20 protein-coding genes, 1 tRNA gene and 1 other RNA gene are annotated in these 20,092 nt (G+C 68.4%); 12 read left to right on the plus strand and 10 right to left on the minus strand.

Annotated elements, in window-relative coordinates:
- Positions 1 to 34: 34 nt before the first annotated feature.
- Complete coding sequence (locus tag NO345_RS07640) at positions 35 to 934, plus strand: DUF8155 domain-containing protein (protein WP_256298010.1); 900 nt, start codon at positions 35 to 37, stop codon at positions 932 to 934.
- Positions 935 to 1,125: 191 nt separating this feature from the next.
- Here NO345_RS07640 and NO345_RS07645 read toward each other — a convergent pair whose 3' ends face one another.
- Positions 1,126 to 1,707, minus strand: a complete 582-nt coding sequence (locus tag NO345_RS07645; protein WP_256298012.1) for a cysteine hydrolase family protein — start codon at positions 1,705 to 1,707, stop codon at positions 1,126 to 1,128.
- 84 nt (positions 1,708 to 1,791) lie between these two features.
- Here NO345_RS07645 and NO345_RS07650 point away from each other — a divergent pair, with 84 nt between their 5' ends.
- Genes NO345_RS07650 through NO345_RS07660 form a run of 3 tightly spaced genes read left to right on the plus strand, consistent with a single transcriptional unit; the run spans position 1,792 to position 6,001 of the window.
- Complete coding sequence (locus NO345_RS07650; RefSeq protein WP_256298014.1) at positions 1,792 to 3,339, plus strand: Hvo_1808 family surface protein; 1,548 nt, start codon at positions 1,792 to 1,794, stop codon at positions 3,337 to 3,339.
- Between the two features lie 43 nt (positions 3,340 to 3,382).
- Positions 3,383 to 4,825 (plus strand): Hvo_1808 family surface protein, encoded by a 1,443-nt coding sequence (locus tag NO345_RS07655; protein WP_256298016.1) that lies wholly within the window; start codon positions 3,383 to 3,385, stop codon positions 4,823 to 4,825.
- A gap of 30 nt (positions 4,826 to 4,855) precedes the next feature.
- Positions 4,856 to 6,001 carry a nicotinate phosphoribosyltransferase gene (locus tag NO345_RS07660; RefSeq protein ID WP_256298018.1) on the plus strand — a complete coding sequence of 382 codons (1,146 nt, stop codon included), beginning with the start codon at positions 4,856 to 4,858 and terminating at the stop codon, positions 5,999 to 6,001.
- Here NO345_RS07660 and NO345_RS07665 read toward each other — a convergent pair.
- Entirely contained in the window at positions 5,998 to 6,606 is a 609-nt protein-coding gene (locus tag NO345_RS07665) for a TIGR00296 family protein (RefSeq protein WP_256298020.1), read from the minus strand. The two genes, NO345_RS07660 and NO345_RS07665, sit on opposite strands and share 4 nt — an antisense overlap.
- A 118-nt stretch (positions 6,607 to 6,724) precedes the next feature.
- Here NO345_RS07665 and rnpB point away from each other — a divergent pair.
- An RNA gene (gene rnpB, locus NO345_RS07670) (RNase P RNA component) lies at positions 6,725 to 7,147 on the plus strand.
- 166 nt (positions 7,148 to 7,313) lie between these two features.
- Here rnpB and NO345_RS07675 read toward each other — a convergent pair.
- The 3 genes from NO345_RS07675 to NO345_RS07685 all read right to left on the minus strand — a co-directional run bounded on the left by NO345_RS07675 (position 7,314) and on the right by NO345_RS07685 (position 8,876).
- Positions 7,314 to 8,408 carry an aminopeptidase gene (locus tag NO345_RS07675; protein WP_256298022.1) on the minus strand — a complete coding sequence of 365 codons (1,095 nt, stop codon included), beginning with the start codon at positions 8,406 to 8,408 and terminating at the stop codon, positions 7,314 to 7,316.
- 55 nt (positions 8,409 to 8,463) lie between these two features.
- A complete protein-coding gene (locus tag NO345_RS07680) occupies positions 8,464 to 8,598 on the minus strand; it encodes a hypothetical protein (protein ID WP_256298024.1) in 135 nt (44 codons plus the stop codon).
- 204 nt (positions 8,599 to 8,802) lie between these two features.
- Positions 8,803 to 8,876, minus strand: a tRNA-Val gene (locus NO345_RS07685).
- 68 nt (positions 8,877 to 8,944) lie between these two features.
- On the opposite strand from NO345_RS07685, the gene NO345_RS07690 reads away from it, so the two are divergent.
- The 7 genes from NO345_RS07690 (at position 8,945) to NO345_RS07720 (ending at position 15,571) form a co-directional block, all read left to right on the plus strand.
- Positions 8,945 to 9,451: a DUF192 domain-containing protein gene (locus NO345_RS07690; protein WP_256298026.1), complete on the plus strand. Its 507-nt coding sequence runs from the start codon at positions 8,945 to 8,947 to the stop codon at positions 9,449 to 9,451.
- 45 nt (positions 9,452 to 9,496) lie between these two features.
- Positions 9,497 to 9,766 (plus strand): DUF7538 family protein, encoded by a 270-nt coding sequence (locus NO345_RS07695; RefSeq protein WP_256298028.1) that lies wholly within the window; start codon positions 9,497 to 9,499, stop codon positions 9,764 to 9,766.
- Positions 9,767 to 9,940: 174 nt separating this feature from the next.
- Positions 9,941 to 11,866: an ABC transporter ATP-binding protein gene (locus tag NO345_RS07700; RefSeq protein ID WP_256298030.1), complete on the plus strand. Its 1,926-nt coding sequence runs from the start codon at positions 9,941 to 9,943 to the stop codon at positions 11,864 to 11,866.
- A gap of 65 nt (positions 11,867 to 11,931) precedes the next feature.
- Positions 11,932 to 13,647, plus strand: coding sequence for a sensor histidine kinase (locus tag NO345_RS07705; RefSeq protein ID WP_256298031.1), 1,716 nt, complete (start codon positions 11,932 to 11,934; stop codon positions 13,645 to 13,647).
- A 77-nt stretch (positions 13,648 to 13,724) separates the two neighbouring features.
- Positions 13,725 to 13,901, plus strand: coding sequence for a DUF7501 family protein (locus tag NO345_RS07710; RefSeq protein ID WP_175526433.1), 177 nt, complete (start codon positions 13,725 to 13,727; stop codon positions 13,899 to 13,901).
- A 206-nt stretch (positions 13,902 to 14,107) separates the two neighbouring features.
- Complete coding sequence (locus NO345_RS07715) at positions 14,108 to 14,764, plus strand: hypothetical protein (RefSeq protein ID WP_256298034.1); 657 nt, start codon at positions 14,108 to 14,110, stop codon at positions 14,762 to 14,764.
- An 84-nt stretch (positions 14,765 to 14,848) separates the two neighbouring features.
- Complete coding sequence (locus tag NO345_RS07720; RefSeq protein WP_256298036.1) at positions 14,849 to 15,571, plus strand: creatininase family protein; 723 nt, start codon at positions 14,849 to 14,851, stop codon at positions 15,569 to 15,571.
- Positions 15,572 to 15,574: 3 nt separating this feature from the next.
- On the opposite strand, the gene NO345_RS07725 is transcribed toward NO345_RS07720, so the two are convergent.
- From NO345_RS07725 to NO345_RS07745, 5 genes are all read right to left on the minus strand, one after another.
- Positions 15,575 to 15,997, minus strand: a complete 423-nt coding sequence (locus tag NO345_RS07725) for a DUF5790 family protein (protein ID WP_256298038.1) — start codon at positions 15,995 to 15,997, stop codon at positions 15,575 to 15,577.
- 120 nt (positions 15,998 to 16,117) lie between these two features.
- Positions 16,118 to 16,564: a MaoC/PaaZ C-terminal domain-containing protein gene (locus NO345_RS07730; protein ID WP_256298040.1), complete on the minus strand. Its 447-nt coding sequence runs from the start codon at positions 16,562 to 16,564 to the stop codon at positions 16,118 to 16,120.
- Entirely contained in the window at positions 16,561 to 16,905 is a 345-nt protein-coding gene (locus NO345_RS07735) for a dihydroneopterin aldolase family protein (protein ID WP_256298042.1), read from the minus strand. Before NO345_RS07735 ends, NO345_RS07730 begins: the two co-directional genes overlap by 4 nt.
- 148 nt (positions 16,906 to 17,053) lie before the next feature.
- Positions 17,054 to 17,950, minus strand: a complete 897-nt coding sequence (locus NO345_RS07740) for a ribonucleotide-diphosphate reductase subunit beta (RefSeq protein ID WP_256298044.1) — start codon at positions 17,948 to 17,950, stop codon at positions 17,054 to 17,056.
- Between the two features lie 57 nt (positions 17,951 to 18,007).
- A complete protein-coding gene (locus tag NO345_RS07745) occupies positions 18,008 to 19,948 on the minus strand; it encodes a hypothetical protein (RefSeq protein ID WP_256298046.1) in 1,941 nt (646 codons plus the stop codon).
- Positions 19,949 to 20,092: the final 144 nt, after the last annotated feature.

Here is a 20,092-nt window from a genome sequence, read left to right on the forward strand (position 1 = left end):
GCGTCTAAACCCATCGGGTCCGAAGCCGTCCCCGATGGAGGTCACGCTCGGCCCGGCCGTCCTCGAGCAGTACGACCGGCTCTCGCTGTACAACTCGCCGTACCCCGCCCACGATGCGGGCAACGCCGTCGACTGCTACCCCGGCGACGACACCGCCCCGAGCCCCGTCGCCGGGACGGTACGCGGGACGGTCACGGTCAGAGCACCGCCACGTGACTACGCCGACGAGGAGGACCACCTCCTGCTCGTGGACGTGGACGTCGAGGCGACGCCGGCGCTGTCCGTCGGCGGCGGCGAATCCACCGCCCCCGAGCTTGTCGCCCGCATCATGCACGTGGACTCCCCGCTCGACCCAGGGACCCGAATCGCGGTCGGCGACGACCTCGGCGACCTCGTCTTCCCCGGCTTCTTCGGCCCGTGGGTCGATCCGCACCTCCACGTCGGCTTCCGCCGGCCGGAACAGCACCTCCACCGCGCGTCGGGGTCGCTCCCGCTCGTCGCCGACGTGCCCGTCGAGGCGGTCCCCTGGGACGGGGTCGGCGAGGTCGTCGCGACGGGGGACACGTGGGCGATGCTCGACGCACCCGGTCATCCAGCTCCGGGTCGGTTCGTCGGCCTCGAAGCGACCGATAGCGAGGGGGCGCAGGTCGTACTCGACGGTGGGTTCAGACACTACGACTGCGGCGGTCTGTTCGACGAGCGCGGCTCCCGACGCGACGGCGACGGCCCCGTGACGTTCCTCGGCGAACGGGTCGGCGTCGCCGAGGGACGGACCGTCCGCTGGGACGACGTGGCCGTGCGCGCGAACGGGCAACCGGTCCACGGGCTCTCGCTGTTCCTCGCCCGCGACGCGGGTTTCGGCGCGAAGCTCGTCTGCCCGGACCACGAGTTCGCGGTCGGTGAGCCGGTCACGGTCACCGTCGACCCGGCGTAGCCCGGGCCCGGGGCAGCCGCACCGTGGCTTCAAGTACGATGCCGGGGCCAACGGCGGCGTGTTCTGACGAACCGCCACGCGACGGCCGAGGTCGGTGTGCGACGCACCGTCGTGTGTCCCCTGCCGCGTCGCCTGTTCGCCACTCACTCCGGTCACGCCAGCGGCTGCGACGTCGATGCCCCGCAGCGTCGTCACTTCCCACCGACGAACGTCACGTCGTCGGACCGCGCCACCTCGCCGAACAGCCAGTCCGCGTGGTCCAGCGCGTACTCCCGGTGGTCGTCCTCGATTGCACCGATACAGTCGTCCACGAGCACCGGTCTGTAGTCCCGCAGCCCGGCGCTCCCGGCGGTGTGGAGCACGCAGACGTTCGCGAGCGTCCCGCAGATGACGAGGTCGTCGATGCCACGGGTCGTGAGCCAGCCGTCCAGCTCCGTCTCGTGGAACGCGTCGTAGGTGTGCTTCTCGACGACGTGGTCGCCCTCGCGCACCTCCAGCTCCGCGACCAGCTGTGCCTCCCACGACCCCTCGACGACGTGCTCGCCCCACTGCTCGAACTCGTCGTAGTAGTGCGCGTCGTCGAACTGTCCCGGCGGGTGGACGTCTCGGGTGAACACCACCCGTGCACCGGCGTCGTGGGCCCGGTCGACCAGCGACGCGACCGGATCGACGACCGCCTCGCTCCCGGGCGCGTAGAGGCTTCCATCCGGCTTGCAGAAGCCGTTCTGCATGTCTACGACCACCAGCGCGGTGTCGGTCGAGTCGAACTCCATATCGGTTCCTTCGGACGGTAGCACAAAGTCCGTTGTGCCGGCAGCACCGGGCGGTTTATTTCCGCGTGGTCCGTCGCTCGACGTATGCGAGCAACGGCGAGCGTCCTCGTCGCCCTGCTCGTGGTCCTCGCGGGCTGTAGCGCACTCACCGGTTCGAGTGCACCCGAGACCGAGACCACGGCACCGACCGAGGAGATACAGACGACGGCAGAACCGACCGACGAACCGACCACGAGCGACGGCTCCAGTGAGTCGTCCGCCCCCGCCGACCCCGAGGAGGACGTCCTGGGCTGGGAGGACGGCTACTGGTACAACGAGAGCCTCGACGTCGACCGGAGCGACGGCCTGAACGACTCCGAACTCGACGCGGTCGTCGCGCGCTCGATGGCTCGGGTGGAGCAGGTCCGCGGTCTGGAGTTCGAGGAGCGTGTCCCCGTCGAGATCATCTCGCGCGAGGAGTACCGCGAGGAGGTCGAGTCCGGAAACACGACGCCCGAGAACCGACTCCACCAGAACGTGAAGTGGGAGGCGATGCTGATGGTCGACGAGTCGACCGACGCCATCGCAGTCCAGAACCGCAACTTCGCAGGGGGTGTCGGTGGCTACTACTCGCCGAGCCAGGAGCAGATCGTCATCATCTCCGACTCGGAGACGCCGGAGATGAACGAGATCACGCTCTCCCAGGAGCTGTTCCACGGGCTGCAGGACCAGCGCTTCGACATCAGCTCGTTCAACCAGTCGACCCAGGAGCTCCACAACGCCCGGGACGGCATCATCGAGGGTGACGGCAACCTCGTGGACCAGCTGTACCAGGAGCGCTGTGAGTCCGACTGGGACTGCCTGATGCCCCAGCAGGGCCAGGGCGGCGGTGGCGCGAGCGACATCCACCTCGGGCTGTACCAGGTCACCTTCCAGCCGTACAGCGACGGCGTCCTGTTCGTCCAGCAGCTGTACGAGCAGGGCGGCTGGGACGCCGTGAACGCGGTGTACGAGAACCCGCCGGCGAGCACGGAGCAGACCATCCACCCCGACCGGTACCCCGACGAGGAACCGGACTACCCGACCATCGAGGACCGGAGCTCGGGCGAGTGGCAGGTGCTCGACCTCGAGGGTGGCGTCGACTACGCATCCTTCGGCGAGGCCGGGCTGTACGTGATGTTCTGGTACCCGTCGTACGAGACGACCCAGGCGACCGGCCAGCTGACGGACGTCGTCATCCCGTACCAGGACCACCTGAACTACGACGGCCAGCAGCTCGACCAGACGGACCCGTTCAACTACGACCACCCCATCACCGACGGCTGGGCGGGTGACCGGCTCCTGCCGTACGTCACCGACGATTCGATGGAGACGAACGAGACGGGCTACGTCTGGCAGACCGAGTGGGACAGCGAGGGCGACGCGGCCGAGTTCGCCGACGCCTACCGCGACCTGCTCGACCACCACGACGCGCAGGCAGTGAGCGACCGACCGAACACGTACCGCATCGACGACGGTGCGGAGTACGGCGACGCCTACTACGTCGTCCAGCAGGGGACGACCGTCACCATCGTCAACGCGCCGACGGTCGACGACCTGAGCGGCGTCCGCAGCGGTGCCGGCACGACGAACGCGAGCGTCGTCGGGGCCTGACTGCAGGCCAAACTCCTTTGCCGCCCGAGCCGAACCCACGGCCATGAGACGTATCCTCCCCGTCGCCTGTCTCGTCGGCCTGCTCCTCCTGTCGGGCTGTCTGGACCTCGGGTTCGGCGAGACGCGCCTCGCCGAGCCGGAGTCGAACCGGCCCGACCCGGACACCGACGTGCGCGGCTGGGAGGACGGCTACTGGTGGAACGACTCGGTACCGGTCGACGCCAGCGACGGACTGAGCAAGCAGGAGCTCGAGGCGGTCACCGCACGAGCGATGGCCCGCATCGAGCGCCTCCGCGGCCACGAGTTCGAGGAGTCGGTCTCGGTCGAGATAATCTCCCGGGAGACGTACCGTGAGCAGCGCGGGGGTGGCGGCTCCTCGCCGGAGTGGCGCGAGCAGTTCTGGGAGGCGCTGTTCGTCGTCGACGAGGACACGACGGTGGACGAGGCGTTCGGCGAGCTGTACGGCTCGTCGGTGCTCGGCTACTACTCCGCGGGCGACATCGTCATCGTGAGCGACGGGTCCGACCAGCTCCGGCTCTCTCGCGCGACACTGGTGCACGAACTCGAGCACGCGCTGCAGGACCAGCAGTTCGGGCTCGCCGCGCGCACGACGACGCGGGACGGCCGGCTGGCCGCGTCGGGGGTCGTCGAGGGCGACGCGAACTACGTCGAGGGGCTGTACGAGCAGCGCTGCGCGGCGGGGACGTGGGACTGCGTCGAGGTTCCCCAGGAGGACGGTGGCGGCGGCAGTAGCAACGTGAACGTCGGGCTCTCGGTGGCGACGTACACGCCGTACGCGGCGGGCGAGCGGTTCGTCGCGGCACTGTACGAACGCGGCGGCTGGGACGCCGTCGACGCTGCCTTCGAGAACCGCCCGGTCAGCACCGAACAGCTCATCCACCCCGGGACGTACCCCGACGGGCAGCCGGCGACGGTGACGGTGCCGGACCGGTCGAACGACGACTGGCGGCGGATCACGGTCGGCGGCGAGTCGGTCCGCGAGACGGTCGGCGAGGCCCAGGCGTACTCCATGTTCTGGTACGGCGAGGTCGTCCCCCGCGAGCACTACACCAGCGGCGAGGGTGTGAACCGGTACACGTACGAGCACCCGTACTCGGCCGGCTGGGAGGGCGACCGGCTGGTGTTCTACACCGACGGCGACCAGGGTGCGTACGTCTGGCAGTCCGAGTGGGAGTCGGCCGACGAGGCGCGCGAGTTCGCCGACGCCTACCGCGAACTGCTGGCAGCCAACGGAGCCGAATCCCGCGGTGGAGGGGTTTACGTCGTGCCGGAGGGTGGGTTCGCCGACGCGTTCCGCGTGGTCAGGGACGGGGACACGGTGCTCGTCGTGAACGCGCCGACGGTGGCAGAACTCGACGACGTGCACGCGCCCGGTTCACTCGACGTCGTCGCGGCGGACGCCGGAGCGACGGCGTCGTCGCCACTCCCCGGCACGACGACGGCGAACCGGACCGGAGCCGCCTAGGTTTTTGCCCGGGGGCGAGAACCGCCGGGTATGGACGACCCGTTCGACGTGATTCCCGCCGAGGCGATCCGCGACGGTACCGCGACGGACGCCTACTTCGAGCGCACGGAAGGGGCGATGGAGCACGCCGGGGTGAACCCGCGTGTCGTGGCGGAGGTGACCGCCGATCAGTTCCCGTCCGGCGAGTTCGAGCTACTGGCCGGCGTCAGGAGTGTCGCCGGACTGCTGGAGGACCGCCCCGTCGACGTCGATGCAGTCCCGGAGGGGGGGCTGTTCGACGGCGGGCCGGTGATGCGAATCGAGGGGACGTACCTCGAGTTCGCCAGACTGGAGACCTCCATCCTGGGGTTCCTCTCGCAGGCCTCGGGCTTCGCGACGGCCGCACTGGAGGCGCGACTGGCCGCGCCGGAGTCCCAGGTGCTCTCGTTCGGCGCGCGCCACGTCCACCCCGCCATCGCCGCCGTCGTCGAACGGAGCGCGCTCGTCGGCGGGCTGGACGGCTTCTCGCACGTCGCCGCGGGCGAGCTGCTCGGCCGGGAGGCCGGCGGGACGATGCCCCACGCGCTCGTCATCTGCATGGGTCGCGGCCACCAGGAGGAGGCGTGGCGGGCGTTCCACGAGGCCGCACCGCCCGAGGTGCCCCGCATCGCGCTCTGTGACACCTACACCGACGAGGTCGACGAGACGCTGCGCGCGGTCGAGGAGCTGGGCGACGAGTTAGACGGCGTGCGCCTCGACACGACCGGCTCCCGTCGGGGCGACTTCGCGCACATCATCCGCGAGGTGCGCTGGGAGCTCGACGTCCGGGGCCACGACGACGTGGACATCTTCGTCAGCGGCGGGCTCACCCCCGAGCGCATCCGCGAACTGCGCGACCTCGCGGACGGCTTCGGCGTCGGGAGCCACATCACGAACGCCGACCCCGTGGACTTCGCGCTCGACATCGTGAGCGTGGACGGCGAACCGGCGGCCAAGCGCGGGAAGCTCTCCGGGACGAAGCAGGTGTACCGGACCGCGGACGGCGCGCACGCGGTCGGGCTGGCGGACCGTGAGGGTCCCGAAGACGCTGAACCGCTGCTCGAGCCGCTGCTACGGGATGGGGAGATAGTCGGTGAGTTCGACGTCGACGCGGCGGCAGAACGGGCGCTCCGCGACGCCGAGCGGGTCGGGTTCTAGTTCGTCAGCTCCTCGATGCTGCCCTCGGGGTCGCGCTCGCGGAAGATCTGGCCCTCGAACAGCGTCACCATCACGTCCTCCTGCTGCCACGCCATTGGCGGCAGGCCGGCCTTCCGGCAGACACGGCCGAGGTACTCGGCCTCGGACCAGCCGTGCTCGACCGGGACGGTCGGGTAGAGCCAGCCGCGCTCGCTACCCGTGTCGATGGCGACCCCGTGGGTTCCGAGCTCCATGTCGGCGACCGGGTCGTCCGTGAGGACGACGTTGCAGACACAGCAGACGGAGACGGTGAGACTCGAGAGCTCCGTCGGTGTGACCTCCGAGCCACACGAGTCCTCGCTGGCGGCCTCGATGGCGGCGTCGACGATGACGTGGCCGAGCTGGTCGTTCGACTCGTAGCCACCGGCACAGCCCCGGAGGCTCCCGCGCCCACGGGTCGATTCGAGCCGGACGAACGCACCGGTCCGGTTGTAGAAGGCGTCGATCATGCTGCCTGGCTGCTCACGTCGACCGTTCACGACGAAGCCCTCCACCGCTTCTCGCGCAAGTTCGACGGCGCGCGCCCCGTCATCGTACGTCAACTGGACGCCTTTTGCCTGCGACATAGACAGTATATGGGGGGACACGCTCTTGAACGCTTTCGTTTCGTCTCGCCGGGAGTAGGCTCCTCCTACCGCCCCTGTGACCGAGGGGTTTAAACGCGGAACGGGGCTACGTTCCGACGGTAGAGAGAGCCCGGCCGCCGCGACGTGGCACCGCCACGACGTGAGGAAAGTCCCCCCACCGTCCGGACAGGTGGCCGGATGCAAGTCCGGAGCGGGAGACCGCTGGCTCTGGAACAGAAACGAGACCCCTCGCCCCGAGCGATGAGGCGCGAGCGGTGACGCGAGTCACCGCCCGGCGCGAACGGCGCGAGCCGCGAGCGCGCGAACCGACCCGCAAGGGAAGGGAGCTGACCCGCCGAGCGCGCGTGGTCGCACCCGCGACCACGTCCGGGCACGCGGTCCGCCGCGTGTCGACGGGCGAGAACGGATGGAACGGCGAATCCCCACCGGTGCAAGTCCGCGCCGTCAGGTAGTCCGGACGAGGCGACGGACGCTCAGCCGAATGCCGGGACGAACAGAAGGGGGCTTACTCCTCTCAACCACCACCTTTTATCGAGCGAGCCGCCGGCTCGCTCGTAAAAGCTGGGCCAAAAGGTGACTGCGAAAGCGATGGGACAGCCCGTTTGGCTCGGCTCGCCTGACTGATTCCATCGGTGCTCGCTGGCGAGCGGTCCACGGTTCTGAGAGCGCGCCGGAGGAGAACCGCCCTATCCCTCGAACCCGTCCTCCCACCGGAAGACGCCGTTGCGCTGGACGACCTCGCCGTCGACCTCCATGCGCGAGTCCTCGCTCACGTCGGTGATCATGTCCACGTGGACCGCGGAGTCGTTCCCCGCTTCGCCTTCGGGGAGGTTCGCGTCGTAGGCGCGCCCGACGGCCATGTGGACGGTGTCGCCCATCTTCTCGTCGAACAGGATGCTGTCGGTGAAGCGGTCGATGCCGCGGTTCATGCCGATGCCGAGCTCGCCGAGGCGGCGCGCGCCCTCGTCGGTATCGAGGATCTCGCCGAGGACGTCCTCGCCCTGGTCGGCGCTGTACTCGACGACCTCGCCGTCCGCGAACGTGAGATGGACGTTCTGGACCCGCGTCCCGCGGAGCGTCATCGGCACGTCGAAGAACACCTCGCCCTCGGTGTCGTACGGCGCGGTGAACACCTCGCCGCTGGGGAGGTTGTGGCTGTCGTAGGCGACGCTCGCGGCGGAGTTGACGGCGGTCCGGCCCTCGATGGACATCGTGATGTCGGTGTCCTCCTTGACCAACCGGACTTCGCTGCCCTCGTCGAGGATCGCCTTCATCTCCGCCATCTCGTCCGCGAGTTCCTGCCAGTCGCGGAGGACGGCGTCGTAGACGAACTCCTGGTACTCCTCGTAGGCCATCCCGGCCTGCTGGGCGAGCGAGCGCGTCGGGTGGACCGTCGACACCCAGTCGGTGGCCATCACGGCCTCGCGCACGCCCTGGGCCGCCTGCATGGACGCCTGTCGCGTCTCCGCTGGCACGTCGGCGTCCGCACTCGTGTTGCGCCCGCCGCCGAGGCGGAGCACCACGTCGGCCGCCTCGTACAGTGCCAGCTCGTGACTGCTCTCCTCGAACTCGCCGTCGTGGGCCTTCGTGTACGCGCGGCCGACCTCGCTGGAGCCGTACTGCACCGACATGTTCGCGCCGACGTCACCGAGCTCTGCGGCGACCGCGACGGCGAGGTCGTGTGCGCCCTCGTCGACGCTGACGACGACGTTGTCCCCCTCGCTCACGCGGGCGCTCCAGTTCACGAGCACTGCGGCGTGCTCGTGGATGCGTTCGTCCATGTTCCAGCCGACGCCCCTCCGACACAAAACTGCCGCGGAGTCGGTCACCCGGCCGCTACTTCGACGCGACGCGGTACCGCCCGCCGACCTCGTTCGTGTTCAGCTCGTCCGCCCGCTTCTTCGCCGACTTCCGGTTCTCGAACGGCCCCTCGAACTCGTGCCCATCCACCACGACGTAGTACTCTGCCATCGTCGCCGTCACTACTGGGTGGGGGGTAAAGTGTGTGACGGCCTGGCGTGAGGAAGCCTGCCCAGCCTGATGGCGCGCGGCTGGCGAGACTGTGCGAGTGAAACCAGATGGTTGGAGGGCGAAAAGGGGCTTTCGAGGTAGTTCACAGCCGAACGAGCGAGCCTCTCCAGACGAGTTGTCGTACACCCGTCCGAAAACGATCAGTGGGGTGGGCCAGGTTCGAACTGGCGACCTTCTCCTTGTAAGGGAGATGTCATAACCGGCTAGACCACCACCCCGCGTTCGGCGGTAACCGACCCGGCGGAATAACGCTTCCCTTTTTCTGATGCGGGTCCCATCGTCAGGTGTGAACCGAGAACGCCTCTTTCAGTTCGCCCTGTTGGGGTTCGCGGCGGTCCTCCTCGTCGCCATGTTCTGGTACCTGGGGGTGATCGAGCTGCCGGGCGAGAGTCAGTACGAGGGCGGGACCGTCGTGGTCTCCGACGAGAACGGCACGGAGAAGGCTGTCATCGACGTCGAGGTCGCGGACACCCGCCAGGAGCGATTCACCGGGCTGAGCGACCACGAGAGCCTCGCTGACGGCGACGGGATGTGGTTCGTCTACGACGGCGAGAGCCAGCACACGTACGTGATGCGTCGGATGGACTTCCCGCTTGACATCATTTTCGTCGGCGCGGACGGCCGCATCAACAGCATCCACCACCGGCGCGCACCCGGCCCGAACGAGGACGGCAACGAGATCACCGCGACCGGTACGGGCCAGTACGTGCTGGAGGTCCCCCGCGGCTACGCCAACGAGACCGGCATCGAGGTCGGTGACTACGTCGAACCGTACTACAACGACTCGTCCTGAGCCGCGACCGGAACGCCTACCCTCCCGTCGGCCCCACTCCCCGCTATGACCGACGCCGTTGCCGCGCTGGCCGACCGCGACGGCTGGCGCGCCGAGGGGTTCGCCGCCCGCGTCCACTACGAGGGCGCGGGCGACCGCTACAGCATCGAGTTCTACGCGCCGAGTGAGTGCGTGATCTACTGGAAGGTGAAAGGCGACGGCGAGGTCGCCGTGCCCGTCGGCCGGGACACCGTCCCGGACCCGCTCCGGGCGCGAATCCGGGAGGATTTAGCCGAGGCGGGTATCGACCCCGAGATCGAGCAACGACGGCTCTGACCCGGTTCGACACCCGGCCCTGTCCCCTGTTGCCACACCTCGATAGTCCCTTTACGTACCGCGATTCAGTTCCGAATCCATGCTGCCCCAACAGCTCCAGCCGTCGCTGTCGGTTCCGGCAACCGTTTCGATTCGTAACAAGCCTTTTCAGTTCGAGACACCAGGAGATTCACAATGAGTATCGAAGCTGAAGACGACGACCCGTTCGAGGAACAACGGGAGAACGCGGAGAACCCGATGAAGCGGCTGTTCCTCGAGTACGGGTCGGACAACAAACTCGCCTTCGTGGTGGGGTTGCTCTCCAGCATCGTCGCCCGCCTCCTGGACCTGCTTCCGCCGGTCCTACTGGGCATCGCGCTCGACGCGACGTTCCGTGACTCGCGGCCGTTCGCGCTCGGGCCGATCCCGCTGTACGAGTACGCGCCGGCGGCCGAGGACCAGGTCGTGCTGGCCTCGGGCATCATCGCGTTCGCGTTCTTCGGCGGCGCGGCGTTCCACTGGACACGCAACTGGGGCTGGAACTCCTTCGCCCAGCACATCCAGCACGAGGTGCGCACCGACACGTACGACAAGATGCAGCGACTCAACATGGACTTCTTCGCCGACAAGCAGACCGGCGAGATGATGTCCATCCTCAGCAACGACGTGAACCGCCTCGAGCGGTTCCTCAACGACGGGATGAACTCGGCGTTCCGCCTGAGCGTGATGGTGCTCGGCATCGCCGGCATCCTCTTCTACTACAACTGGCAGCTCGCGTTCATCACGCTCGTCGTCGTCCCGCTCATCGGGCTGACGACGTACAAGTTCGTCAGCATCATCCAGCCGAAGTACGCCGACGTGCGCTCGTCGGTCGGGCAGATGAACTCCCGGCTGGAGAACAACCTCGGCGGCGTGCAGGTCATCAAGACGTACAACACCGAGGACTTCGAGTCCGACCGCGTCGACGACGTCTCCCAGGACTACTACGACGCGAACTGGGACGCCATCAACACGCGGATCAAGTTCTTCCCGGCGCTGCGCGTGCTCGCGGGCGTCGGCTTCGTCATCACGTTCCTCGTCGGCGGGCTCTGGGTGTACAGCGGCGAGGGTCCGTGGTTCCTCACCGGGACGCTCTCGGAGGGTGAGTTCGTCGTGTTCATCCTGCTCTCCCAGCGGTTCATCTGGCCGATGGCGCAGTTCGGGCAGATCATCAACATGTACCAGCGGGCACGTGCCTCCAGTGAGCGCATCTTCGGGCTGATGGACGAGCCCTCGCGCATCGCCGAGGACCCCGACGCCGAGGACCTCGTCGTCGAGGACGGGAACGTCACCTACGACGACGTGACGTTCGGCTACGACGAGGCGGAGACCATCGTCGAGGACATCAACTTCGACGTCGACGGCGGCGAGACGCTCGCGCTCGTCGGCCCGACCGGGGCCGGCAAGTCGACCGTGCTCAAACTCCTGCTCCGGATGTACGATGTCGACGAGGGAGCCATCGAGATCGACGGGCAGGACCTCCGTGACGTGACCATCCCGAGCCTGCGCCAGCACATCGGCTACGTGAGCCAGGACACGTTCCTGTTCTACGGCACCGTCGAGGAGAACATCACCTACGGTAGCTTCGACGCCGACCGCGAGGACGTCGTCGAGGCCGCGAAGATGGCGGAGGCCCACGAGTTCATCCAGAACCTCCCCGACGGCTACGACACCGAGGTCGGCGAGCGCGGCGTGAAGCTCTCGGGCGGCCAGCGCCAGCGCATCTCCATCGCCCGCGCCATCCTCAAGGACCCCGCCATCCTCGTGCTCGACGAGGCGACCTCCGACGTGGACACGGAGACGGAGATGCTCATCCAGCGCTCCATCGACGAGCTCGCCGAGGACCGCACCACGTTCGCCATCGCGCACCGGCTCTCGACCATCAAGGACGCCGACCAGATCCTCGTCCTCGAGGACGGCCGGATCGCCGAGCGCGGCACCCACGAGGAGCTGCTCGGCAACGACGACCTCTACGCCCACCTCTGGGGCGTGCAGGCCGGCGAGATCGACGAGCTCCCCGAGGAGTTCATCGAGCGCGCGCGAGAGCGCGAGAACCGGGTCGAGGCCAGCGACGACGACTGACCGGCCCGTAGGCTAAAGCCCCCGTCGTCCTTATCTATTTGTACGGACAGATCGAGGTCCCAACAGTGCCCTACGAACTGACACCACTCGCCATCCCATACGTCGTCGCGTTCGCCCTCACAGTGGGGCTCTGGGTGCTGCTGTGGCGACACCGTGACAGACGGGCGGCGAAGGGATTCCTGCTCGACGTGACCGGCGTCGTCCTCCTCTCGGCGGTCGTCGCGCTGAAGGTGAGTGCGACGGACCCCGCGACGAAGCTGTTCTGGTGGAACTGGCGGTTCCTCGCGGTGTCGTTCATGTCGATCGGCTACATGCTGATGGCGGTCCAGTACACCGACAACGAGCACCTGCTGACCCGCCGTGTCGTGGCCGCACTCGTCGTCCTCGTCGCCCTCGTCCAGGTCGCGGCGTGGACGAACGGGTCCGACGGGCTGTTCTACACCGCGGGTGAACTCCAGAACGGCCTGCTCGTCCCTTCGTTCGGCCCGCTGTACTGGGTCTACGCCACCGTCATGGTCGGCCTCCTCGTCGTCGGCGTCGCGCTACTGCTCGGTCTGTTCCGGGCCCGGAGCGGGTTCGCTCTCCAGACCGGCGTCCTCGTCGGTACCATCACGCTCGTGATGGTCGGGGTGACCGTCTGGTGGCTCCGCCTCGTCCCACTCGACACGCTCGCGCTCACGAGCGCCGTCAAGGTGCTCGCGTTCTACGTCGCTGTCGAGCGGTTCCAGCTGCTGGATACGCTCCCGGTCGCACGGACGACCGTCCTCAAGAACATGGACGAGGCGGTGTTCGTGCTCACCGATACGGGCCACATCGTCGACGTGAACCCCGCCGCGGAGGAGCTCGTCGGCGACCGGAGCGTCGTCCACGAGGTCATCGACGACGTGCTCGACGTGGAGCTTGCGGACGTCGTGGCGGCTGGCGACGCCGGGGCTGGAGAGCAACTCGCCAGCCGGGAACTCACCATGGACTGCGACGGCGAGACGCGTTTCTACGACCTGAAGCTCTCGCGGTTCCCCGACGGCACCGGTGCGGTCGCCGTCTTCCACGACATCACCGAACGCCGGAACCGCGAGCAGGAGATAACCATCCTGAACCGTATCGTCCGCCACGACATCCGCAACGAGATGAACGTGCTCCACGGGCGTGGGCAGCTCCTCGAACCGCACGTCGACCCGGCGGGCGAGGACGACTACCGCCTCGCCATGGAGAGCGCGGAGCACGTCATCGAGATCACCGAGACGGTCCGCGAGCTGATGGAGACCATCACCAGCGACGGCTCGCTCACGCTCAGTCCGGTGGCGCTCGACCACGTCCTCGCGACGGAGGTCGAGAAGGCGCGCTCGAACTTCCCGCACGCGAGCTTCCACCTCGACGAGGTGCCCGCGGTCCGCGTCGCCGGGAACGAGATGCTCACCTCCGTGTTCACGAACCTGCTGAACAACGCGGTCGTCCACAACAGCGGCGACGAGCCCGGTGTCTGGGTCGACTGCACCGTGGCGGACGATGCGGTCCGTATCGCGATCGCGGACGACGGCCCCGGCGTCCCGCCGGACCAGCGCGAGGAGATCTTCGGGCGCGGCGAGAAGGGGATCGAGAGCGAGGGCACGGGCGTCGGGCTCTACCTCGTGGACACGCTCACGGACGCCTTCGGTGGCGACGTCTGGGTCGAGGAGAGCGAGCGGGGCGGTGCCGTGTTCGTCGTCGAGCTCCGGGTCGTCGACGCGGCGGGCGGGACGGCACAGCGACGGGCCGAGTCCGCGACCGCCGACAGAAATTAAAGGGTGTTTAACCACCACTAATGTATCCTATTACTTTGTAGGCGGGGTTCATACGTGATGCGCGAGAACACTGTTGTATGTCAGTCGGCACGCCCACCGCGAACTGGACCGACGAGAACACCTGCCCGTTCTGCGACGCCACGCTCCCGAACCCGGGTGCAGGGTTCATGGACCACCTGAAGACCAGCCCCGAGTGCAGCTCGGGGTTCGACGCCTGGCGGTTCCACCTCACCGACGACTTCGGCGGGGCGTGAGCCGGTCGCGGGACGGACACCGGGCGGCCGGTCGCCAGAGCAGTCTGAGAGAATCCTTTTTGTCGGTCCCTCGTTAATCTCTCACGTGATGCGTCTCACTCTCGAGGAGACTTGGCGGCCGGACGACCCGGTCAGCACCTCCCATCGACGTCCAACCGGCAATGCCCCCCGCGATGGGCGGAGCCCCGAGTCGTCCTCCCTCCCCCATGGTCCCGACCGATGAGGGACAGGGGCCGGAGACGTTCGAGTCGGTGGTCGATAGTGTCAGGTCCTGGGCCGACCGCGGCAGTCTCCCGGACGGCGACCCGGTCAGACGACTCCGGGAGCACATCGAGCGGGATCTCAACACCGGAACCGAGACGGAGTGGGAGGAGGACGTCGTCGCCCTCGGCACCCAGTCGAGTGGCTGTGAAATCGTCGTCAACGGCGCGATTGGCATCCGGTTCGTGACCGACTTCAACCGGGGCCGGATGCAGCGGTTCGACCACCGGCTCCCGTCCCAGAGCGATCGATACAACTACGTCCTGGTGTACCTCCACGAGCTGCCGCCGCAGTACCAGGACGGCTGGCGGATCAGACAGCGGAAGTTCTCGGCAGCGCGTCTCGGACTCCGCGACTTCACGTTCGTCGTCCGCCCACGGACGGTCGACGACGACGGCGTCCAGGTCGACGTCGGGACGATACGGGAGGTCGTGAAGACGCTCGGGTTCCTCCGGATGGTGCTCCTGGCCCTCCTCCTCGCGGCGGTCGTCGGCTCGGCCGCCGTCGCGGAGCAGTTCGAGGTCCTGTTCCTCCTGTTCGGGTCGGCGATCGTCTGGTTCGTCGGCGTCGCGCTCTACCTCCGGCGAGTCTCACCCGAGTGAGCGACGGGTGGTCGCCGGCCCGCAGCCGACGACGCCCGACACGGAGACGGCGGATACAAGACCCGACCGTCCGTCGGTCCCGGTATGCAGCTCACCGACGCCACGTGGACTGACGTTCGCGACGCCGACGCCGACGTCGCCTTCCTCCCTGTCGGCAGCACCGAACAGCACGGGCCACACGCACCGCTGGGAACCGACGCGATGAGCGCCGCCGAGATCGCGGCACGAGCGGCCGACGCCGCCGCCGATGACCCGCTCGTCGCCCCGGTCGTCCCCGTGGGGATCGCCGAGGAGCACCGCCAGTTCGACGGCACGCTCTGGGTCAGCGAGGACACGTTCCGGGCGTACGTTCGCGAGACCATCGAGAGCCTCGCCCACCACGGCGTCGAGTACGTCGTCGTCGTCAACGGTCACGGCGGGAACACCGCCGCGGTGCGGGAGGTCTGTGCGCGGGTCACCCGTGACGGGACGGCCTACGCGGTGCCGTTCACGTGGTTCGACACCGTCGACGACGACCTGCTCGACGGGCTGGGCCACGGCGGCCCCGTCGAGACGAGCGTCGTCGCAGCCATCGACAGCGACCTCGTGCACGCGGACCGGTTCGACGAGGCCGCAGCGGGCGCTGGCGACGGCTTCGGCGACTGGATTGCAGGCGTGAACGTCGCCTACGACTTCAGCGAGTTCGCCGAGAGTGGCAACGTCGGCGACCCGAGCGCGGCCAGCGCCGAGCGTGGCGAGGCCGTGTTGGACGACGCCGCGGAGAAACTGCTGGCGCTGGTCGACGGCATCAAGCAGCGGTCGGTGTAGGGACTACTCCTCGTCTTCGTCGTCTTCGTCGTCGTCACCGGCGGCCTCCTCCAGCGTGCTCCGGAGGCCCGGAATCGTGGAGGTGAGGTCGCCGACCTGGTCGCCGGCGGCGGCGATGTCCTCGATGACGCCCTCCAGCTCCTCGATCTCCTCCTCGAGGTCGTCGGCGTCGTCGAAGGCGTCGGCGCGCTGGCCCATCGTGAACCACTTCTTCGCGTCTCGCAGGTGGTCCTCGGCGTCGCCCACGTCCAGCGCGGAGCGCAGGCCGTTTAGCACGCCCAGCACGTTGTCGGCGTCCGTCTCCCAGATATCGTCCGGGTCGGGCAGTTCGTCCCACGCCTCCGCGAGCGACTCCTCGACGTCCTCGCGCATCTCGCTGGCCGCCTCGCCGAACAGTTCGTCGTCGTTCAGGGTGGACTGGCTCATGGCTCACGGTTCGAGCGGGAGGTGGTTAAGTACCTGCCTGAAAGTGAAAGTGAAACCGGCGGCCTCGGGCTCCCTCGCGGCCGGATAGCTCAGCGGAACCGGAACGCTATACTCCGTCCGTCAGTCCTCGCGCCGGCGCACCAGCCCGACGCTGTCGTAGGTCAGCACCGGCTCCCGGCCGTCCTCGCCCTCGCGGGTGACCCGCACCCGCTCCCGGATGACGCCGGTCCCGGGCCGCCCCGCCGAGGCGCGTTTCTCCGCGAGTTCGAGCTCGACCGCCAGCTCCTCGTCCGGATAGACGGGCGCGTGCCAGCGGTGGTTCTCGATGCTCATCCCCGCGATCCCTGCGACCGCCGACCGGAACTCGTCGACGACCACCCGGTTCGCCGCCGCCAGCGTGTGGTAGCCGCTCGCCACCAGCCCGCCGAACGGCTCCTCGGCCTCGGGGTCGGTGTGCATCGCCATCGGGTCGAACTCCTCGGCGAACGCGCGTATCTCGTCGGCGGTGAGCGAGAACGTCCCGAGGTCGTGGGTCTCGCCCGATTCGAGGTCCTCCAGGTACCTCATTTGACGCTGTCCACCCGCATCATCGGGTAGTCACCCTCCATCGACATGCTCGTCTCCACACGGGTGCCCTCGTACTCGACGACCATCTCGACCTCCATGAACCGCCCCGTCAGTTCGAGGTAGTCCGCCGACTGCTCCGCGAGCGCCGCGGCGATCTCGTCCGCCAGCACGTCCACCGTCACGTCCACGCAGTGGGGCTGGTTCTCGATGGCCTCCGCCATCGCCGTCTCCAGGCTCGCCGCCGAATCCGGCGAGACCGGCGTCCCCGCGAACTGGTGGTACAGCGTCCCGAACTTGATGCCCGACTCGAAACAGGCCGTCTCCGCCTCCGTCGCGTCCATGGTCGTGGGTCGGGCGGATTCGCGAAGTTCGTTGTGGTCCCGGAACGGGCCGGGGATGTGGACGCGGTGCGGTGTTCGGTAGCAGCTCCGCGCTCCTCGGCCCACTGCTTGCCGATCCTCCCGTCGCGAACAGCCAGCGAGCCTGCCCTCACTCGTTCTCGATGTCCACCAGCTCCTCGACGTCGGGGATCGGGACGTCCTCGTCGATGATCTGGGTCATGCGTTCGCTGTGTTTCGTCGCGGCGTACTCGGCGAGTTCGTCGGGGCCGATGCCGGTCCGGTCCTCGCTCGCGGCGTCGGAGACGGCCTGCTGGGTGAGCATCGCCAGTTCCGTCGTCAGCTCGGTGATGTGATCGGGGTCGACCGCGCCGGACTCGACGAGCTCCTCGAGTTTGGCCATGCCGAAGCCGACGTGGCGGCCCTCGTCGGCGCGGATCTTCCCGAATCCCTCGACGAGGCCGGGGAGCTCGGGGACACCGGGGACGCTGCCGTCGAAGGAGGTCTGGATGCCGTAGTAGCCCGTCTGGGCGAGGATGCCCTCGATGGTGAGGTGGTAGTGGCAGTACGCCTCGGCTCGGGTCCGGGGCGTGTCCTCGGTCAGCAGCCGGTGCATGGCGGCCTCGGTGCGGTCGAACAGCTCGACGTAGGCGTCGGAGTACCAGTTCGGGTCGCGGGGGTTCGTCCGTGTGTTGCCGCGGCTGTCCTCCTCCGGCCTGATGACGGTCGACCAGTAGCGGTTGAAGAAGTCGGCGTGCTTGGCCTCCTCGTAGAGCTGGGTGGTGACGAACAGCTGGTCGTTCAGGTCCGAGAGGACGACCCCGAGCGGGGCGAGGTCCTCGGTGACGGCCTCCTCGCCCGCGCCGAACAGCGCGAGCACCCCCTTGAGCTGGTCGAACGTGTCGTCGTCGAGGGCCGCGATGTGCACGCGGTCCTGCGAGAGGTCGACATCGGCGGGGTCCCAGTGGCGTTCGACCGCGTTTCGGTAGTAGCGGTACGACCGTGCGTGGGTGTCGATGCGGTCGGCACCGTCGAAGGCGTCCGTCATGCCTCGGGCTACGTGGGGCGCGGAAAAAACCGTACCGGCGTTGTCGGTTGTCGGTGGCTACCGGGACCGGGCCGAGGCGTAGCCGACGTAGTACCGGTCGTCGTACATGAGCGAGACGTACTCGACCGTCTCGACGTCGAGTGCGACGGTGTCGCCCGACTCGAACGCGCCGTCGACCGCGTCGGCGAGGGGGACCACGGTGCGGTCGCCGTTCCAGACGTGCACGGCGAGCTCCTCGGCCGGGACGGCGTCGCCGCCGGCGTGTCGGAGCTCGATCTCGTCGCCGACGTCGAGTTCGAGTTCGATCTCCGGGACGGCCCGTTCGGACGCGATGACGGCGTCGTTCTCGCCCCAGACGACGGCGACCGTCGTCCCGACGGCCACGTCTTCGACGGTCACGCTGTCCCCGGTCTCGACGGTGTCGTTCCAGCCCGACTCGACGGGCTCGTCGTCGACGAGCACGCTGTACTCCGCCGCCGGCCGGGGTTCCGAGAGGTCGAGCGTGACGGTCATCGAGCGGGCCTCGAAGTCGTACTCGACGGTCGCCTCGCCCGGCGGGTCGGGCCGGAAGTACGCGATGCCGTCCTGGGGTTCGGTACCGCCGTAGGTGACGACGACCGTCTCGCCCGGGTCGACGTCGGCGAGCGACGCCGTGTCGCCCTCGGTGACGGTCTCGTCGGTCCAGGGGCTCTCGGTCCGCGTCTCGTCGTCCGCGTCGTGACGCCACCACTGCTGTCCCTCGAAGACGACCACGGAGAGCTCGTCGCCGTCGATGTCGAACGTATCGGCGTACTCGACGTCGAGGCGGCGGTCGTCGAACGCGTAGCCGAAGTCGAACTCGAGCGACCCGAGCACGTGCGTGGTGCTCGAACTCGTGCCGTACTCGCGCTCGTGGGTGATGGTGACCTCGAGGTTCGGCTCGACGTCGGCCGCCCGGAAGCGGATGGTGTCGCCCCCGGCGATGGTCTCCTGGTCGCCGGCCCAGACGGCCCGGTCGTACGTCTCGCCGCCGACCTCGAGGGTGAGCTCGTCGACCGGAGTCGGGTCGCCGTCGGTCACCTCCACCGTGACGTACTCGTCGTCGCTCTGGAGGTCCTCCCGGTCGACCCGGAGACCGCCCGGGCTGTCGTGCTCGCGCGCTCGACGGCGGGCGGCCAGGTCGATGACCGTCGTCACGGTGACGACCGCGCCGTCGGTCTCGACGGTGGTGTCCTCGCCGTCGCCGAAGAAGCCGTCTTCCTCGAGACTGTCGGCGAGCTGTTCGGTGTCGGACTCGTCCTCGAGGCCGAACAGGAAGGTGCGTTCCAGCGTATCGGGGTCGCGGACGGTCGTCGCGTAGCCCGAGAACCGGAGCTCGACGTCGAACGCCTGGCCGTAGCCGATCTCGTCGCCGACCATGACGGCGCGCGTGTCGGCGTCGCCGAAGGCGTCGATGCCGTCCGAGACGCCCTCGTTGGCGTCGAGCAGTCGGTCACGTTCGCCGGCCTTCGCCGCGAGCGCGTCGGTCAGCAGGTCGTCGGACGCGGCGACGACGAGGCGGTCGTCGACGGCCGCGACGACGTTCTCGTCGCGCTCGTAGCGTTCGTACTCCGTGCCGGTCGGACCTTCGACCGTCTCGCCCTCGCCGTCGAGGGACACGTCGCCGGTGAGGACCAGCAGCTCGACCGAGCCGCCGTACTGGCCGTTCTGGAGCACGACACCCTTCGAGAGCGCGTCCGTCTCTATCTCGAGGCCCGCGACGGGGACCGAGGTCGTCGCCTGGCGGTTCGCCTCGCGCATCGCCGCGTAGTCGATGGCACCGAACGCGAACTGGTCATCGCTGGCCGACGCGGGGACGTACTCGAAGAGCTCGCCGAACTCGGCGGCGTCGCGCCACGTGCGGTCGAGGACGGTCGACCGGGGGGCGTCAGTCGCGGCGGCGGGGACCGACGCGAGGGCACCGATGGAGAGCGTTGTACCGATACTGCGGAGGACTGCTCTGCGGGAACTGTCCTGCATACATCGGACGTCTGACTGGTAAACAGATAAAGCAACCGACACAGTTTCACGCTCTGAAAGTCGGATACGGTGGCGTTTTCCTCGACAGGTATCCCTCGAGTTCACCGATATTTTAAGCGATTCCGGTTCGCTGGCCGAGATTTC

It is taken from the genome of Haloarchaeobius salinus, from assembly GCF_024464185.1.
GTDB classification, from domain to species: domain Archaea; phylum Halobacteriota; class Halobacteria; order Halobacteriales; family Natrialbaceae; genus Haloarchaeobius; species Haloarchaeobius salinus.

What these genes read in the sequence shown, in the direction of transcription:
- NO345_RS07640 (WP_256298010.1), top strand. Translation starts at nt 35, where the DNA reads ATGGAGGTCACGCTCGGCCCGGCCGTCCTCGAGCAGTACGACCGGCTC.
- NO345_RS07645 (WP_256298012.1), bottom strand. Translation starts at nt 1,707, where the DNA reads ATGGAGTTCGACTCGACCGACACCGCGCTGGTGGTCGTAGACATGCAG.
- NO345_RS07650 (WP_256298014.1), top strand. Translation starts at nt 1,792, where the DNA reads ATGCGAGCAACGGCGAGCGTCCTCGTCGCCCTGCTCGTGGTCCTCGCG.
- NO345_RS07655 (WP_256298016.1), top strand. Translation starts at nt 3,383, where the DNA reads ATGAGACGTATCCTCCCCGTCGCCTGTCTCGTCGGCCTGCTCCTCCTG.
- NO345_RS07660 (WP_256298018.1), top strand. Translation starts at nt 4,856, where the DNA reads ATGGACGACCCGTTCGACGTGATTCCCGCCGAGGCGATCCGCGACGGT.
- NO345_RS07665 (WP_256298020.1), bottom strand. Translation starts at nt 6,606, where the DNA reads ATGTCGCAGGCAAAAGGCGTCCAGTTGACGTACGATGACGGGGCGCGC.
- NO345_RS07675 (WP_256298022.1), bottom strand. Translation starts at nt 8,408, where the DNA reads ATGGACGAACGCATCCACGAGCACGCCGCAGTGCTCGTGAACTGGAGC.
- NO345_RS07680 (WP_256298024.1), bottom strand. Translation starts at nt 8,598, where the DNA reads ATGGCAGAGTACTACGTCGTGGTGGATGGGCACGAGTTCGAGGGGCCG.
- NO345_RS07695 (WP_256298028.1), top strand. Translation starts at nt 9,497, where the DNA reads ATGACCGACGCCGTTGCCGCGCTGGCCGACCGCGACGGCTGGCGCGCC.
- NO345_RS07700 (WP_256298030.1), top strand. Translation starts at nt 9,941, where the DNA reads ATGAGTATCGAAGCTGAAGACGACGACCCGTTCGAGGAACAACGGGAG.
- NO345_RS07710 (WP_175526433.1), top strand. Translation starts at nt 13,725, where the DNA reads ATGTCAGTCGGCACGCCCACCGCGAACTGGACCGACGAGAACACCTGC.
- NO345_RS07715 (WP_256298034.1), top strand. Translation starts at nt 14,108, where the DNA reads ATGGTCCCGACCGATGAGGGACAGGGGCCGGAGACGTTCGAGTCGGTG.
- NO345_RS07720 (WP_256298036.1), top strand. Translation starts at nt 14,849, where the DNA reads ATGCAGCTCACCGACGCCACGTGGACTGACGTTCGCGACGCCGACGCC.
- NO345_RS07725 (WP_256298038.1), bottom strand. Translation starts at nt 15,997, where the DNA reads ATGAGCCAGTCCACCCTGAACGACGACGAACTGTTCGGCGAGGCGGCC.
- NO345_RS07730 (WP_256298040.1), bottom strand. Translation starts at nt 16,564, where the DNA reads ATGAGGTACCTGGAGGACCTCGAATCGGGCGAGACCCACGACCTCGGG.
- NO345_RS07735 (WP_256298042.1), bottom strand. Translation starts at nt 16,905, where the DNA reads ATGGACGCGACGGAGGCGGAGACGGCCTGTTTCGAGTCGGGCATCAAG.
- NO345_RS07740 (WP_256298044.1), bottom strand. Translation starts at nt 17,950, where the DNA reads ATGACGGACGCCTTCGACGGTGCCGACCGCATCGACACCCACGCACGG.
- NO345_RS07745 (WP_256298046.1), bottom strand. Translation starts at nt 19,948, where the DNA reads ATGCAGGACAGTTCCCGCAGAGCAGTCCTCCGCAGTATCGGTACAACG.